The 16082-nt window shown below is 54.6% G+C and carries 18 protein-coding genes; 9 read left to right on the forward strand and 9 right to left on the reverse strand.

What is annotated here, in order from left to right; genetic code table 11:
• Window positions 1–274: 274 nt before the first annotated feature.
• Together purN and purM are read right to left on the reverse strand one after the other, a co-directional pair.
• Window positions 275–949 (reverse strand): phosphoribosylglycinamide formyltransferase, encoded by a 675-nt coding sequence (purN, locus tag COMA2_RS04680; RefSeq protein WP_090895121.1) that lies wholly within the window; start codon window positions 947–949, stop codon window positions 275–277.
• Complete coding sequence (purM, locus tag COMA2_RS04685) at window positions 939–1976, reverse strand: phosphoribosylformylglycinamidine cyclo-ligase (protein ID WP_090895123.1); 1038 nt, start codon at window positions 1974–1976, stop codon at window positions 939–941. Before purM ends, purN begins: the two co-directional genes overlap by 11 nt.
• A gap of 240 nt (window positions 1977–2216) precedes the next feature.
• Between purM and COMA2_RS04690 the strand changes: the two genes are divergently transcribed.
• Window positions 2217–2834 carry a response regulator gene (locus tag COMA2_RS04690; RefSeq protein WP_175304397.1) on the forward strand — a complete coding sequence of 206 codons (618 nt, stop codon included), beginning with the start codon at window positions 2217–2219 and terminating at the stop codon, window positions 2832–2834.
• A 17-nt stretch (window positions 2835–2851) separates the two neighbouring features.
• On the opposite strand, the gene COMA2_RS04695 is transcribed toward COMA2_RS04690, so the two are convergent.
• The 3 genes from COMA2_RS04695 to COMA2_RS04705 form a co-directional block, all read right to left on the reverse strand.
• Entirely contained in the window at window positions 2852–4243 is a 1392-nt protein-coding gene (locus COMA2_RS04695; RefSeq protein ID WP_090895127.1) for a sigma-54-dependent transcriptional regulator, read from the reverse strand.
• Window positions 4244–4282: 39 nt separating this feature from the next.
• Complete coding sequence (locus tag COMA2_RS04700) at window positions 4283–6613, reverse strand: sensor histidine kinase (RefSeq protein ID WP_090895129.1); 2331 nt, start codon at window positions 6611–6613, stop codon at window positions 4283–4285.
• Window positions 6614–6746: 133 nt separating this feature from the next.
• On the reverse strand, window positions 6747–7136 hold the full coding sequence (locus tag COMA2_RS04705; protein ID WP_090895130.1) for a DUF1844 domain-containing protein: 390 nt from the start codon (window positions 7134–7136) through the stop codon (window positions 6747–6749).
• A gap of 146 nt (window positions 7137–7282) precedes the next feature.
• Between COMA2_RS04705 and COMA2_RS04710 the strand changes: the two genes are divergently transcribed.
• Window positions 7283–7537 carry a hypothetical protein gene (locus COMA2_RS04710; protein ID WP_090895132.1) on the forward strand — a complete coding sequence of 85 codons (255 nt, stop codon included), beginning with the start codon at window positions 7283–7285 and terminating at the stop codon, window positions 7535–7537.
• A gap of 81 nt (window positions 7538–7618) precedes the next feature.
• Here COMA2_RS04710 and COMA2_RS04715 read toward each other — a convergent pair whose 3' ends face one another.
• The gene (locus COMA2_RS04715) at window positions 7619–7870 is read right to left on the reverse strand and encodes a hypothetical protein (RefSeq protein ID WP_139077075.1); all 252 of its coding nucleotides are present in this window, start codon (window positions 7868–7870) and stop codon (window positions 7619–7621) included.
• Between the two features lie 148 nt (window positions 7871–8018).
• Here COMA2_RS04715 and COMA2_RS04720 point away from each other — a divergent pair, with 148 nt between their 5' ends.
• From COMA2_RS04720 to COMA2_RS21245, 4 genes are all read left to right on the forward strand, one after another.
• Entirely contained in the window at window positions 8019–8609 is a 591-nt protein-coding gene (locus tag COMA2_RS04720) for a helix-turn-helix transcriptional regulator (protein ID WP_139077077.1), read from the forward strand.
• 2 nt (window positions 8610–8611) lie between these two features.
• Entirely contained in the window at window positions 8612–8881 is a 270-nt protein-coding gene (locus COMA2_RS04725; protein ID WP_090895137.1) for a hypothetical protein, read from the forward strand.
• 81 nt (window positions 8882–8962) lie between these two features.
• Window positions 8963–9790 (forward strand): IS1 family transposase, encoded by an 828-nt coding sequence (locus COMA2_RS04730; protein WP_090895139.1) that lies wholly within the window; start codon window positions 8963–8965, stop codon window positions 9788–9790.
• A 405-nt stretch (window positions 9791–10195) separates the two neighbouring features.
• Window positions 10196–10435, forward strand: coding sequence for a type II toxin-antitoxin system HicA family toxin (locus COMA2_RS21245; RefSeq protein ID WP_175304398.1), 240 nt, complete (start codon window positions 10196–10198; stop codon window positions 10433–10435).
• A gap of 91 nt (window positions 10436–10526) precedes the next feature.
• Here COMA2_RS21245 and COMA2_RS04745 read toward each other — a convergent pair whose 3' ends face one another.
• Window positions 10527–11114 carry a hypothetical protein gene (locus COMA2_RS04745; protein ID WP_090895145.1) on the reverse strand — a complete coding sequence of 196 codons (588 nt, stop codon included), beginning with the start codon at window positions 11112–11114 and terminating at the stop codon, window positions 10527–10529.
• A 96-nt stretch (window positions 11115–11210) separates the two neighbouring features.
• On the opposite strand from COMA2_RS04745, the gene mazG reads away from it, so the two are divergent.
• The gene (gene mazG, locus COMA2_RS04750; RefSeq protein ID WP_090895217.1) at window positions 11211–12098 is read left to right on the forward strand and encodes a nucleoside triphosphate pyrophosphohydrolase; all 888 of its coding nucleotides are present in this window, start codon (window positions 11211–11213) and stop codon (window positions 12096–12098) included.
• Window positions 12095–12712, forward strand: a complete 618-nt coding sequence (locus COMA2_RS04755) for a hypothetical protein (protein WP_090895148.1) — start codon at window positions 12095–12097, stop codon at window positions 12710–12712. Before mazG ends, COMA2_RS04755 begins: the two co-directional genes overlap by 4 nt.
• Before the next feature lie 21 nt (window positions 12713–12733).
• On the opposite strand, the gene COMA2_RS04760 is transcribed toward COMA2_RS04755, so the two are convergent.
• Window positions 12734–13150: a hypothetical protein gene (locus tag COMA2_RS04760; protein WP_090895149.1), complete on the reverse strand. Its 417-nt coding sequence runs from the start codon at window positions 13148–13150 to the stop codon at window positions 12734–12736.
• A 414-nt stretch (window positions 13151–13564) separates the two neighbouring features.
• Here COMA2_RS04760 and COMA2_RS04765 point away from each other — a divergent pair, with 414 nt between their 5' ends.
• The gene (locus COMA2_RS04765; protein WP_090895151.1) at window positions 13565–14404 is read left to right on the forward strand and encodes a tetratricopeptide repeat protein; all 840 of its coding nucleotides are present in this window, start codon (window positions 13565–13567) and stop codon (window positions 14402–14404) included.
• A gap of 595 nt (window positions 14405–14999) precedes the next feature.
• On the opposite strand, the gene COMA2_RS04770 is transcribed toward COMA2_RS04765, so the two are convergent.
• Window positions 15000–16058 carry a PD40 domain-containing protein gene (locus COMA2_RS04770; protein WP_090895218.1) on the reverse strand — a complete coding sequence of 353 codons (1059 nt, stop codon included), beginning with the start codon at window positions 16056–16058 and terminating at the stop codon, window positions 15000–15002.
• Window positions 16059–16082 lie beyond the last annotated feature (24 nt).

A 16082-nucleotide genomic window follows, 5' to 3' on the forward strand; every position in this document is an offset into this window, starting at 1 on the left:
GGACAAAGCCTTAGCCGAAGGGGCAGACCAGATTCCTGTTCCCCAGTTGATCCTGACTCAATCTTTTTGTTGCACCATGCAGGGGTACGGCAGGCCGTATATCAAGGCACCCTTTTGCTGGATCGCCTCTGTGATAAGCTCATTCACCCAAGCTGAGCACTTCCCTACCACACTGCTTTACCAGCAAAAGATATATTCGAACATAGATTTTTAGAGGCCTTGGGGAAGTCTTGAAACCAAACGAGAGCGCCACCCTATAAAAAACAGCGTTGTTCTATGTTGCGCTGATGATCGCCTCGCCGTCCGGCTTTGCAGCGTCAATCAACACACGACGGCCGTCGACACGAAGTCGTCGTTCCGCAAACAGTTGTACAGCGCGGGGATAGATTTTGTGTTCTTGCATAAGGATTCTGGCGGCGAGTGTTTCGGGTGTGTCATCGTCCAGAACCGGCACAGCTGCTTGGATGATGATCGGCCCTTCATCCACGCCTTCTGTCACAAAATGCACCGTACATCCGGCCAACTTGCAGCCCCAATCAATGGCCTTCTTCTGCACGTCCAATCCAGGAAAGGACGGCAGCAGGGAGGGATGAATGTTCATCATGCGGTTGGCATAGGCATTGACCAGCACTGCCGTGACGATTTTCATGTAACCGGCGAGCAAGACGAGTTCGACATCATGTTGTTGAAGTATTTCCAATAGTGACCGATCGTACGCTTCACGACTATCCGGTCGTCCGGCAAAGGGTTTCGGATCGACGAAAATATCGGCCAGCCTGTGCTTCCGCGCCCGTTCCAATGCAACCGCGTCTTTCTTATTGCTGATGACGGCGACAATCCGCGCTTGCACCTGCCCTGCTTCGATCGCATCGATGACGGACTGTAGATTTGAGCCTCGTCCGGACGCCAATACCGCCACCCGCAACGGAGTCGTTCGGCTAGTCGACATACTCGACCTCCGGCTCCTCCCCCGTGGAGGAAACGATTTCGCCGATCGGCCAGCCTCGGTCTCCCAGCGCCGCGGCGCGAGCCAATACTCCTGAGACTGCATCGGGCGGGACCACGAGAATCAACCCAACGCCCATGTTGAACACCCGATACATCTCTTCACGCTCGATCCGTCCTAACCGGCTCATGACGTCGAAGATCGGCGGTGCCGACCAGGCCGTCCGAGCGATCTTCGCCCGCACGCCCTTTGGAAACACGCGCGGTAAATTTTCCGTAATCCCCCCTCCGGTAATGTGGGCGATGCCTTTGATCGGAAATTGTTCGACGAGCGCCAAAATCTGCTTCGCATAAATTCTGGTGGGTGTCAGGAGAACCTCGCCGACGGACCCCTCAAGCTCAGAAAGACGGCTGGCAACCGTCAGCTTGGCTTGCTCGAACAGCACCCGCCTGGCCAGTGAGTAGCCGTTGCTATGAAGCCCCGATGCAGCCATGCCGATGACTACATCCCCCGGCACGATGTGCCGACCATCGATCATCTTTGGGCGATCGACCGCGCCGACGGCGAAACCAGCCAGATCGTACTCCCCCTCAGGATAGAATGACGGCATTTCAGCGGTTTCACCCCCGATCAGCGCGCAGCCGGCTTGACGGCAGCCTTCGGCAATACCGGCCACCACTTCTTGAGCCTTCGAGACGGATAACTTTCCGGTGGCGAAATAGTCGAGGAAAAACAGCGGTTCCGCCCCGCTCACGGCGATATCATTCACACACATCGCCACCAGATCGATCCCGACGGTGTCGTGTTTGTCCATCATGAACGCGATCTTTAATTTGGTCCCCACCCCGTCGGTTCCGGATACGAGCACCGGTTCCTTATATTTGCCGGCGTGAAAACCAAAGAGGCCGCCAAAGCCTCCTAAGTCGGTCAGAACCTCGGGGCGAAAGGTCGATCGAACAAGCGGCTTGATGCGATCGACGAACTCATCGCCTGCATCGATATCCACACCGGCATCACGATAGGTCGTCATGAATGGATGTCCAGAAAGGCTACGGTTGAGGTTAGACTGAAACTCAGCCTTGCATAGGCTCGGGCGCATCTTAGCGGAGGGTCCGACAGAGGTCAACGCGGCAGGCTGAGGCCACTCGACAAGACTCCCATTGCCCCCCCGACCTTCTGCTTTTTCCTTGCCGCGCTGGTAATACACCCTATACTAGACTTGTCACATCTCCGCAATCTTCCGGCAACCGAACCGACTAAGGAGTGGTTGGTGGCGATCTTAATAGTCGATGACTCTCCCGATGAACGGCTGTTGCTCTTTCACATGTTGAAGACTGCGGGGTATCGGGACTTGATCACCGTCTCCTCCGCTCGCGATGTCTTCACCCATTTGGACCTTGATCATGCAGGCAAAACCGGCGTCAAGACGGATCTCGTTTTAATGGATATCAAGATGCCGGACATGGACGGGGTCGAAGCCTGTCGTCGCATCAAAGCCATCGATGCATTTGCGGGGATTCCGATCATCATCGTGACGGCGAAGGACCAAAGGGACTTCTTGCAAGCCGCCTTCGACGCCGGGGCAACCGACTATATTAGAAAACCGGTGGAACGGGTGGAACTCCTGGCGAGAGTCAAGGCGACGCTCAAGCTCAAACGGGAAACGGAGGAACGCAATCACTGGGAACAAGAACTGACACAAGTCATCAGCGAACTCGATCGTACTTTGCGCGACATGGCGACGCTACAGCAATTGATCCCTGTCTGCCCGTCGTGCAAGAAATCCCATCCCGCGCATATGTCCGACGCCGCGCTCGACGAGTATGTACGGAGCCATCCCCGGACGAAGTTTCAGGATTTCGTCTGCCCCACATGCGCCGCGCGTTGATCCTGTCGCTGCGATCCTCAACTTTCTGGACGCATCTCCACATCAAGCAATTTAATCTTCCGGTGGAGGTGACTTCGTTCGATTTTGAGATCTTCCGCAGTCCGTGAAATATTCCAATGATGCTCCCGAAGTTTACGACTGATGTATTCCTTCTCGAAAGCGTTCCGGGCATCTCGAAGCGAGTCGTAGGGTTTTGTGAGCAATGGGTTGGCCGCCTGATTACCGGCCGGCACCGCGCCGACGGTTCGGCCCTGCAGCGACATGGCGGCCTGCGAGGCGTCGATCACAAATCCCGGCACCATGATCATGAGCCGCTCGATCAAGTTCCTCAACTCCCGGATGTTCCCCGGCCATTCGTATTGCTGAAATACGGCCATCGCCTCCGGCGAGACCTCCTTCATCCGCAACCCTTGCTCCTCGACATGCGTCTTCATGAAATGCCGCACAAGCGCCGGAATATCTTCTCTCCGCTCCCGCAAGGGAGGCACAACAATCGGGACCACATTGAGACGGTAGTACAGATCTTCTCGAAAATGTCCCTTGCCGATTTCCGTTTCCAGATCTTTGTTGGAGGCCGCCAGCACCCGCACATCGACCTTCATCAATTTAGTCCCGCCGACCCGCGTGAACTGCTGTTCTTGTAACGCCCGCAACACTTTCGCCTGCGTACTGAGGCTCATGTCGCCGATTTCGTCCAGAAACAGCGTGCCTCCGTCGGCCTGCTCGAACTGACCGCGCTTCATGGATGTGGCTCCGGTGAAGGAACCTTTTTCGTGACCGAACAATTCGCTCTCGATCAATGTCTCAGGGATGGCGGCGCAATTGACGGCCACGAACGGATGGTCCGATCTGGTGCTGTGCATATGAATGGCCCGAGCGACCAACTCCTTCCCCGTTCCGTTCTCGCCCCCGATCAACACCCGACTGTTCGTAGGGCCGGCCGTTTCGATGAGCTCCCGTAGCCGCTGCATGGCCGGAGACTGCCCGACCAATTCGAACTTTTGCTGAACCTTGGTCCGCAACGACCGGTTCTCTTGCGCCAACCGGAACTGCTCCAACGCCTGCTTGACACGGAACGTGACGTTCTCCAGCGACAACGGCTTCTCGATGTAGTCATACGCGCCCAGCTTGATGGCTTTCACGGCCGTTTCGATGGACCCATGCCCGGAGATCATCATGACCTGTGTCGTAGGCACAAATTCTTTCACCCGGCGCAGCGTCTCCAGTCCGTCCATTTCCGGCATCCAAATGTCCAGAATCATGAGATCCGGCGGATCGGTCCCATAGATTTTCAACGCCTCCACTCCATTGGCGGCTACCGACACCTCATACCCTTCGTCTTCCAGGATGCTTCGCAGGGACGTGCGAATCGCCTCTTCGTCGTCCACCACCAGAATCGATGCCGACATACCCCCCCTCTCTTACCGCATGCTCCTCACCGGTCTACGCTACACCGGCAAATCGAACGTAAATACGGCGCCCTTCGGATGATTGTTTCCGACTTGGATCTGCCCCTCATGGTCCGTGATGATCCGGCGAACGATGGCCAATCCCAATCCGGTGCCCGTCTTCTTACGGGTAAAATACGGCACAAACAGTCGCTCCTGATCCTCCGGCGTAATGCCGGGCCCCTCATCCGCCACGGCGACGACCGCGCGACGGCGTTTCGTATCATACTTCGTTCCGACCCACAGTCGACCTTTTTGATTCATCGCTTGAACCGCGTTGTCGAACAGATTGACGAACACACGCCTCAGTTGTTCCCGATCGAAATTGATGGCCGGCAGATCCTCATCCAGCTCCACGATAAGCTCAATATCCTTCTGCGCCTCGCGATAGAGCGTGATCACTTCTCGCACCACGTCGTGCAGGGATTGCCGTGTCATTTGCGGGACAGGCAGGCGGGCGAATTTGGAAAATTCCTCCAGCATCTGCTTCAGGCTCCCGACTTCGTTGATGATGACATTCGTGGCGTCGTCGAACACCCGGTCCAAGTCGGGAGATTTCTCGAAGAACTTCTTGCGCAGTCGCTGAGCCGACAGTTGAATCGGCGTGAGCGGATTCTTGATTTCATGCGCGACGCGCTTCGCGACTTCCTGCCACGCGGCCACTTTCTGCGCCTTGATCAACTCCGTCAGATCTTCAAAGACCAACACAAACCCCAAGTCCTTGTTCGCCTCATCGCGCATGCGGGAACCTTTCAACCCAATCGTGATCAGCTTCCCTTGGATATCCAACTGTCCTTCCAAATCCAGCGCGTCGCGATCATCGGCCAGCATCCGGTCATAGGCGGTCTGGAACGAATCGAGGCCGAACTCCTTGAATACCTCATTGGCCGGGCGGCCTCTGAACCGGTCGGCGGCCAACCCAAGAATGCGCTCGGCCGATGGGTTGAAGGTCGTGATCGTTCCGCTCCGATCGATCGAAACCAGGCCGGCGGCGATCGTGTCGACGACTGTTTCGATATAGGCACGTCGGCGATCCAACTCGACATTGGTGTTCCGCAGAGTCAAGTTGGCTTCCTCAAGCTTCGATTTGCTCCCCTGCAGATCCTGCGTCATCCGGTTGAACGACTCGATCAATGTCCCGATTTCGTCGGTTGCCTTGGCATCGATCTGCACCGACAGATCACCCTGCGCGACGGCTTCGGTCGCTTCCGCCAATCGTTGAATCGGCACGGTGATGCCGCGCGCCACATAGAACCCGAACCACGTCGCGCTGAAGAGAATCAACACCGCCACGACGGCCACAAACAGGTACGCCCCGGCTTTGATCGGATTTTTCATCGCCTTGATCTGTTTATACGCCGTGTATTGCCGACCGATCCCCTCCATCTTGGTCAACAGGGATTCAGGGACGTAGGTTTCCACGACCACCACCCCCTCGATCTCCCCGCGCCGGCTTCCTGAGGCCACCGGAATGGCGGCGCGCACTAACCGTCCCGTCTGGGCCTCCTGGACGGAGGTAAACTCCTGCTTGCCGTTGATCACTTGTAGGACCAGCTGACTGATCGGCAGATTCAACACCCCGATCGGAATGTCGCCATCAAGCGCCTTGGTGAGGGTCTCCATCTTGCTCGAAAACACTTCGATCCCGGCCACGCCGTATTCGATACGTTTCCGAGCCATTGCGGCGATCAACAGATCCCGCTGGACGGGAGTCAACAGGTCTTCGCGGAACAGTTCTTGAGAAATCGCCCGCGCGCTGTTCACCGCGAGCGCGACATGCCCCGCATGCTGCATGCGAGCTACCTCATACGAATCTTTCATCACCTTTTCGATATGCTCACTGAACCAGACATCGACCGCCTTGTTGACCAGCCCGCTCGCGACGAATGCCAGGAGCAGCGTCGGGATCAACGAGAACCCGATAAAGGCCGCGATGAGCTTGGTGCGGAATCCTGATCCAACAAGACGGTGCCGGCGTTCAAAATAGGCCTTGATCAGATTCCTGGACAACAACAGCACCAACACCACGAAGCCGATCAGGTCCAAATTGACCAGGAGGAGCACGAGTGCGTAGCTCGTCGTCGGCAAGAAGGAGCCGTTCTCTTCGGAACCCGGCGCCACGACTTGTGAGTAATACAGCGTGAGGACGACGCAGGGGACCAGGAGGATCAGCACGATCCAGACTGGGCGAAGATGGGGTGGTTTTCGCTCGTGTTGCTTCGGATGGTCGGCAGATGCCGGACGGCGACGATCGATCACCACGGGCTGCACCTCAAGAAGTCCTCCGGAGACCGGTTCGAACGCGCCCGTGGGATGATTACGTTCTGGCATTCATTCGCCCTTTGGAACACAGGGGAACAGGAGCCTGTCTCACTATAGCCGACTTACAAGACAGTCTCAAAGCTTGCCGCACAACTCGCCGTGTCCGGAGACCCGGCGGCACGCAGAACCGAAAGATGGGATACTACTTCGGTGATGCCAGCGTGACATACTTCATGCGAAGGGCATAGAGCATGTCGCGCAGGACCGTCTGCTCATCAGGAGTCAGATTGCCTTTCGTCTTGTCTTCCAAGACAGACAACAGATCGATGATTTCCTTGGCTTGGGGCAGGTTGACGGGTATCGGTGCCTGATTCAGGTCCAGTTGCTCGCCCATGAGCATGAGCGACGACGAGCCTAATGAAATGACAAACGACGAAAACGTGACCGGAGGTGCCGGAGGCGCTTGCGCCGGCTCCGTCGAGGCAGCGGCGGAAGTCGACTGTTTTGAAGGCGACGATGCGGCCGGAGCAGACTCGGCTCCTCCGCTTGCCCGCCGATCACGAACGACAAACCCTTGCTCCTCCTCTGCCATTGTTCCTTTCTCCCCTCAGATTCCAAGATCTTGTCGGTACCCTACCATAGGGTCTATTTGGTCGCAAGCCGTGACGCCCCTGGGTAGTGGGTCAGTTTGAATTTCCTTGATCTTGTCTCTGCTTAAGCGGTCATGTATGATGAGGCATGAAGAAAAAGAAACCATCTACAGATCTAAACGTTATCGCTCACGACATTCTGCAAGCGATCACCGGCCAGCCTGCCGGGACAACCTCCGTCAAGAGGGAGCCTGTCGATGTTCACACCAAGAACCCTGCCGCTGTCGCGCTAGGACGCCTGGGAGGATTGAAGGGAGGGAAGGCGAGGGCCGAGAAACTTTCGGCTAAGAAGAGGGCTGAAATAGCAAGGAAAGCGGCTGTTTCTCGCTGGAAACGGTCATAGTTTCTCTTGACATATAGTTTAGCTGTGGCTAAACTGACAAATGCACCGACCATAACTATGGCCATTAAGGTCGAATGCTCATTAGAATTTCATCGCAATCCTAAGCCTGACTGTCGGCGAGGTTTGGCGTTCCTCATATTTCCAGATAATGAAGAAGTAACGGCTAGAATTGAATTTGATGGATTTAAGGACAATGACAAGCGATGGTTCCAGTCCATCTTTGATTTGTGGCTTGATGGGAGCGAAAATCGCAAAGCGTATTTCCATAGATGGGACAAGAGCGAGTTTAATGGCAAGTATACGAATATTTTCGTGTTCAAACATCGTGGCCATAAACATAGACTCTATGGGTTTTTATGCCATCCAAATCCAATGAATAGTCGTTATCACCAATGTGTTCTGGTAAATTATGCCTCGAAAGGGAAATGGGAAACCGATGAATATTCACTGAAAGTATGTGAAAGCAAAAGGTGTGACGTAAGTGTTCAAAGAGATATTAAAAGATATTTCCATGCTGGAGGGCCTCTCAGTGAAAAACACTAATGCCCATTGGACCGAAAAAAGCCTTTCGGACTTCATTTATCGTGTGGGAGCTGATTTTGTTTTCCAATTGGACAACAAGATTGATTCGCAAAAGGCTTTAGCCGAGACTCTGAGCGTAACAAAGAGCGCGGTATCGCAGAAATTGAATAACCCTGGGAATTTGAAACTTGAGACAATGGTTAAATACGCTCGGGCATTAGGGCTTAAGGTCAGCGTTGTTCTTTACGATGATGGAGATCGTGACAATGAGAGAGGTCCGATCAATTCCGACATCTTTAGGATTTGCTGGGAAAATGCTGGCAAGCCAAAAGATTTCTGGCAGGCAACTTCTGATTGGGTTGAAGGTGTTTCGGTTAATTATGAGGTAATTCTTGAAACCAATCTTAAGTACCCTGCCTGTCCGACTCGGGCTTGGGAGTCACTGGTGTATAAACCGGGTAATTTGGCTGAAACTGTAACCATTACTCACAGACGGATGGCAGACACTGATCCTCAGCGGCTTCCCTTTGCTCTTCATGGAGGGACATAACAATGGCCGAACCGACAGTATTCACTTTCAACTATAAGGAACTCGTTACACTTCTATTAAAGGAGCAGAACATTCATGAGGGTATTTGGAGCATTTACTTTAAGTTTGGCATTCAGGGCGCAAACGCCGGTCCTGATGACTCTACCTTACTGCCTAGCGTTATTGTGCCTATTACAGAGGTAGGCATTCAGAAGACAAATAAAATGACTAATTTAGCCGTGGATGCCGGGGAAGTGAACCCTCGTAAGGCAGTGAAAAAGCCAGGAAAATAGACGATTGCATGTCTTCATTATTTTTTTGTTGCATTATGCTTGAGCGCTCAAGTATTATACCTCCATAGCTTGGAGGGAGCCATGAACAAACTGACGCAAGCCAAACGAGTTCAAATAATCGCCGCACTAGTCGAAGGCAATAGCGTTCGTGCGACGTGCCGCATGACTGATGTTGCGAAAGGCACTGTTCTTAAGCTCCTCGTTGACCTTGGTAGGGCTTGTGCTCGGTATCAGGATGAGAAGTTGCGAAACCTTCCATGCAAGCGCATTCAATGCGATGAGATTTGGTCATTCTGCTACGCCAAAGAGAAGAACGTCCCTGAGGAGTACAAGGGCAGACTAGGATTTGGGGATACCTGGACCTGGGTAGGTATCGATGCCGACACAAAGCTGATTGTTTCGTATCTCGTTGGGGGACGAAGCGCGGAATACGCACAGAAGTTTATTGCGGATCTGGCTTCGCGCTTGGCCCATCGGGTCCAGCTCACCACGGACGGGCACAAGGCGTATCTCCAAGCTGTGGAAGGCGCATTTGGGGCAGACGTGGACTACGCCATGCTTGAAAAGATTTATGCGGCTCCTCCACGTGAAGGACAGGCTCGCTACAGTCCGGCGGAATGCTGTGGGACTCGGAAACTGAAGATTGCAGGCAACCCCGAGATAACCCATGTCTCAACCAGCTATGTCGAACGGCAAAACCTGACCATGCGAATGAGCATGCGCCGGATGACTCGCCTAACCAATGCCTTCAGCAAGAAGCTGGAGAATCAGGCCCATGCCGTGGCCCTGCATTTCATGCACTATAACTTCTGTCGCATTCATCAGAGCTTGCGGGTAACACCAGCCATGCAGTCAGGCATTGCCGATCATGTGTGGGGTTTACAGGAATTAGCTAGCTTAATCATATAGATCGAACTAACATTAGAAGGCTTTCAATTGGAATTTACGTCCAGCTATAATTTATTATATGGCGAGGGGGAAATTGCCTTCTATGAAAATAGACGATCTCATCCTTCGTTGCTATGCAGAGCAGGACACGGACGGAACTTGGTTCGCCATTTGTCTAGATCTGAATCTCTATGCTCGTGGCGATAGCTTCGAAGAAGTTAGGGTCAAACTTAACAAACTGACTACATGCTATTTAAAGGAAGCGTATGAGAGAGATTCGGTTTATTTTTCCGATCTTATTCCTCGTCGAGCCCCGGCATACTTCTGGGCTCGTTATTATCTTGCTAAGTGTTTTAAAATGATTCATCGCAGCCTTGCCTCAAAACAAGACTTTAATATGCCACTCCCATTTGTCCCTGCCTTCTAGTGCCTTTTAAACCGCTCCCGTGTCGGGTCGTCCGCAGCATCCTTACTGAACTTGGATTTGTAGAACAGCCCTGTCGTTCTGGTACTTCCCATGAACAATGGGAAAAAGTTGTCAATGGTCATATGTACAAGGTGACTGTGGATTGTCATCGAGGAGAAGTTAAAGCTCAAGACATCAAGAGCATAATCGGCCAAGCGGGAATATCAAAGGAACAGTTTTGGAATTTAGCAGGTCAATAAACAAATCAAACTGACCCACTACCCGCCCCTGATGTTCTAGGTCGACAAGCATTTCAATGCAGTCAGATGATCGGGTTAGGCGGCACGCGCATTACGGTAGCCTTCCGAGGCCTGATGCTACCAGCTTGCGAAGTGCCTCGCGCAGGTCTTCCGGTCTCTTCAGTTCGCCCGCAAGCATTACAGCGAGAACCGTCCGCCCTGTACGCACGATCCACATGGCGCCTTCTTCAGACGAAGATCCCCACATGGCTTGCCCGCCAGGTCCGGGCACCGCGGACAGCTGAATACCATCCGGGAAACTCTTAAGAATCTGCGACGTGCTCGTCATGGCCCGAGTTGCATCGGCGGCGGAACGGAAACGAAGCACACGCGCCGCAAAATAACGCTTCCCTACCAGCCATCCACATGTCCACGCCGTGGCCCCCCGAGATTCGTCCACATCGGGACCAGGCTGGCCACCTGCCGGCGCCACGCCGGTAATCGATGTGATCTCCGGAGCCGAGAAGAGATCACAGAGTCGAGGATCGGCTGCGGTTGCCGCAATGGGCGCAGCACCAAGAGCGATTGCTACAGCGCAGAAAAAAGTCTTGTAGGTTCGCCACACCCGCCCTGCTTCTACTGACGAACGCACGAACAAACGCGGGCGCATTTTCTGCCGATTCACCGTAAAGTCCATCATAAAGAGTCGCCGCCATTGAAGCAGCAGCCGTTCTCGGTATACAGTGGCGACCAGCAGCTAAACTTCACCAATTTTTTGAATTTCTCGACGACACCGATGTCGGAACAATTTACCAAAGTCGTTGAGATCATGGCGGCGCTCCGCGCCCAGAACGGTTGTCCGTGGGATCGGAAGCAGACTCACGAGTCACTGAAACCGTACCTTCTCGAAGAAGCGTACGAAGTCCTCGAGACCATCGATCAACGGGACAAAGAAAAGCTTCGTGAAGAACTCGGAGATGTGCTTCTCCAAGTCCTCTTCCATAGCCAGATCGCCGCTGAGGCCGGCTCCTTTACGGTCGAAGACGTGATCGAAACACTCGCCACGAAACTGATCCGCAGGCATCCTCACGTATTCCATGCCGACAACCCGACAGGAGAGGTGTCGAATAGTGAACAGGTCTTGGCCCAATGGGAAGATATCAAACGCGCGGAGCGAGAAGCCGCCGGCAACCTACAATCGGCCCTCGACGGAGTGCCGAAGATCTTGCCGGCATTGTTGCGCGCGTATCAGATACAGGCCAGGGCAGCCCGAGTCGGCTTCGATTGGCCGCAGAGCAAGGCGGGCTTGGAACAGATCCTCGCAAAGGTGGCTGAAGAAATCGGTGAACTGCGCGAGGCGCTGGCGTCAAATCCGACGGGGACGGAATCGAACGCCGATCGGCCCCATCTCAACGAGGAGATCGAAAACGAGTTGGGTGATCTTCTGTTTTCACTGGTCAACCTCGCTCGCTTTCTCAAAACGAATCCCGAAGATGCGCTGCGCCGAGCCACGAACCGTTTCATCGATCGTTTTCACCTGGTCGAGGCACAAGCCACTGAGAAAGGCCGGTCGTTGAGAGACATGACGCTCGCCGAAATGGACGAGCTGTGGGATGAAGCCAAGCGACGGTTACAAAAACCTCGGCCGGACACCACATCGTGCGCCGGAGATCGGGTCCCATGACGAAGGACCAAGGGCCTTACGAAGAGGGAAAACGTGCCGGCGCCCATCCGCTGCTCGTCGTATTCGGCATCCTCGTCGGGCTCTGGTTGTTCGTCGCCCTCCTCGTTCCCAGTTCACGGAACAAACAGGCGACCGGCACGGAGGGCCCCAATGTCTCAGCCATCGAGGATCCGGAAGCCGCCTCTGTCATGTTCAAAGTCCAAACTACCATCTTGGAAATGAACACCCTCGGCCTGGTCGTGCCTTCTCAAGCGACGGATAGTCAAATCGTCGCCCTTTTGAAACGCCTCAAACAAGCGCGCCTGGACGGCACCCTCGGCGAACAGCTCCCGTCGACCACACCCGGCCACAAACTCGGTGATCACGCCATCGCCGACATCTTCATCTTTTCAGACAAGCAACTCGCGGAAGCGGGTACGATCCAGACGCTGTCGCGAGGAGCCCATGCCCCCGGCACCCTCTACCCGAACTCCGTTCCGTTCGAGGCGGCCATGGAGCACGTTCGTGGCCACTATCGTATCGACTTGAATGATACCGGCAGCCCGGACAAGGGATCGCTTGGTTTCGCGGACGAATCAGGTGTCCATTCGAAACACTACAGAAGAATCTTTTGACGGATCGGCCGGCACAGAGCGTCAGATTCCGACACGTTTCCTCACTTCTTCCCTGATCGCCGATTGATCCGCTTCAAACAACGCCTCCAACTTTGGAAACAGATGGGCCAGCGGCCCGATAAACGGCGCCAGCAGCATGTCACGCCGTTCCATCAACATGCCCTCCCCTTCAGCCACCCGCATCTTCCAACCCGCAATCGTTTTGGAGAGAATGTTGCTCATCATCAATTGCTGGCCCGGCGAGCCTACAGCCATGCCTACGAGACGACGCTTCAGCACCTCGAGTTCATCCGGTATTGAGACCTTCACGCGCACGCCATGTGGCGTGGCCCAGGTGGACCGCTGAATCGAATAGTCGTAGGAAAACACCTGCTCTCTCGGCTCACGAAATGGACCGTTGATCTCCATAATTGCAAAGGCGTGATCAGGTGACGGCATGGTTCACTCGCTTTCCTTGTAACAAACACCCCTCGATCCCCCGTACTATAAGAGCTTGAAGTTAGGGAGGACAAGGGGCTATCTATAGGGTGGCGGCGAATTGATATACACGCGTCAGGCAGGATGCTCAAAAAGGCAGGTCCGGGAAGGCCGCAGCGAACGAAGAAGCGAGACATAACCTTATCCTATCCACCCCGCCCGAGCTGCGCTTGCAGCTCTTGCCCGGTGGTATGCTGAGCCTCGGAAATTCACGCCGCGCTGAATAAAGCGCGGCGCGTTTGTGAACGCCTCCGAGATGGTGAGGCGGTGTCCCGCGAGAACGAAGCCGACGGACTTTTTCAGTATCCTATAGAGCGGGAGACAGCGTTTCGACACACTGATATACTCCGACCAAGGATTCCTTCGGGAGAAGGTATGGCCAAGAAAGGCTATCCTGGACTCGTCCTGGTGCCTCCCAGCGATCGAACAATCTTGAGGCGCCGGCTGCTTTATGTGGCGTTGTTCATCATCGCCCTGGTCTGGGGTGCGTCGATACTACCCGTATGGCCACCCTCCGACGACAAGGCGACCTGTCAACCCGCCGTCGGACAGAACCCCTCGAACAGCTCCACCGAAAACTGCGGCCAACCGCAATCAGTACCGCTGCCACATCAGAACGAATTCAGTCTCACGCCGATCTCACAGGCTGAAGCCCTGGGCGAGCCCAAGAATTCCCAGCCGGCACCAACTCCTGAACCTGATCGGCCCGTCATCCAGGAGGATCAGAAGCAAGACTCAACGCCTCCCTCCTCCGGTCCAACCACCGAGCGCCCTGATCACAGCCTGGCGCTTCCGGATCACGAAAAACCAGCAGCAAGTCCTCCGGCATCGACACCTCCCCCCTCCCAGGGCATCGACGCTCGCCTCGCCGAACAGGGCGATGCCTTTGCCCAGTATCGCCTCGGACGCTACTACGCACAGCGTGATGGGCGACAAGCCCCGGAGGCCGTCGGTTGGTACAAGAAAGCTTCCCACGGCCTCCACCGTCTGGCTGAAACCGGTAATGGCCAAGCGATGTATGTGCTCGGGGTCATGTACGCCTATGGACGCGGAGTCACAAGAAATACGGAGCAGGCTCGCCGGTGGCTGACCCGGGCGGTCGAACACAAGATTACGGCCGCTCAGCCGGTTCTCACGAGTTTAGGTGGAAACCATGCTGCCGATCCAAATCTGAAAACAGCCGAACAGGCAAAGAACATCAAGCAGCAAAACTAAGGCAATCTGGCTACCCCATGGTCGTCGGCCACATCATCATTCACCTCGCCGGGAAATAGATCGCCAGATCCAATGGGTCATTCGCGATCTATTCCATGCTCAACTTGACGCTCAAGGTCAGTCGAGTCGAAGCTGCCGAGAGATTCGGCGATCAGGACATCATTATCAATCCGCCACCCTCGATTCCACTGATGCGCACGCGTTTTCCAGTTCTACCCAGTTCTATGGGTGCCTTCCAGCGTCCACTGGTAGATAATTTTTTTCGCGTCTCTCGACGAGATCATTCATAGAGACTTTGAGATCCGGGAAGGCAGTCATGACCCCTGTGCAGCTTGGGTAATCGCGCTTCGGCCTACCGATGAAGTGCCTCCATTGATTGGAGATTGGAAGCGAGCCACCCGCAGCAAAGAATTGAGCGACACTGGCCGCATTCCGGCTGCACCAAGCGCCTGTATATCGAGCAGCAAAGTCGCGAAGCTGTGTCATTACGCGCTTGCGCCATAATTAATTTTCTCCTACAGTTGAGGAGCATTGATCAAGCCGTGGAGGGATGTCTCATGTGCCTCCCTTCTGTTAAACACCCGTAAACACCCGCTCATTTTGTATCGTTCGGTTTTCCTTTTTTGGTCAGGAGCAAATTGGGCGGCGGCCCGATCGGCTCAAAATTCCTGAGCAACGGAACATCATCTTTGTGAACCCACATCATATCGTGATTGTACGAATCCCGCGGTCCTGAACTACCCGTGAAGGTCTTGCCGTCCGGAGTAAAGGTCCAACACATATCTTCGCCGGCCGTATTGATCGTATCCCCGAGGTTCAGCGGCTCTTGCCATTCGCCTTTAGGATTCTGATAGGAAATCCACATATCGTGTCCGCCCCGCGAGCCCATGTCCGGGCGCGTACTGGTGATAATGAGGCTCTTCCCGTCCTTTGACAGTCCGGTCCAGTGCATATGGTCACGGTAAGGTGAATTGACACGTGGTCCCAGACTCTCAGGCTTCTGCCAGACGCCGTCCTTTTTTTCGACTTTCCAGACGTCGCTGTCTTGAGTGACCCCCGGCTGCTGATAGTTGAAGTAAATCAAACTGTCGGAGGCAATGATCGGGCAGTGCTCCTCGCCGGTCGGCGTATTGAGGTGCGGCAGTTCGGGGACCTCGTTCCAATTCTTGGCCGGTTGCCAGACCCCATTGACTTTCTGGGTCACATAGAGGTCGCCGGTGGACAGATTGCCCGGCTCGTATTGCGTGAAATAGATGACATTGCCGTCATCCGAGAGGCTCGGCTCCAGCTCCCATGCGGACGTATTAATGTTGGGTCCAACCGTCGGATCAATGCCAGGCCCCAGATGAATCGGAGCTTGCCACGTGCCGTTCTCAAAATGAGCCATCCAGATGTCGAAATTGTAGGGAACTCCTGGTGATGGAACGCTCCCTTGGCGTCCTGAGACGAAGATAGCGGTCTTTCCATCGGCGCTGTAGGTCATCTCGATCTCTGATTCCGATGAGTTGATCGGCTCGCCCATATTTTTTGAGAGTGAGGTCGTCCCGCCGTGTCCGCCGTGCGGCAGATCCATGCCAGACATCGCGTACGTTAAGGCGGGAGTGAGGAAAAGTGTGAGCATTGCCAAGTAATAATGAGGACGCAACTTTTGCATTTTCATACAACCTCCATATTTCGA

Origin of the sequence: Candidatus Nitrospira nitrificans (assembly GCF_001458775.1) — a bacterium.
Taxonomy (GTDB): domain Bacteria; phylum Nitrospirota; class Nitrospiria; order Nitrospirales; family Nitrospiraceae; genus Nitrospira_D; species Nitrospira_D nitrificans.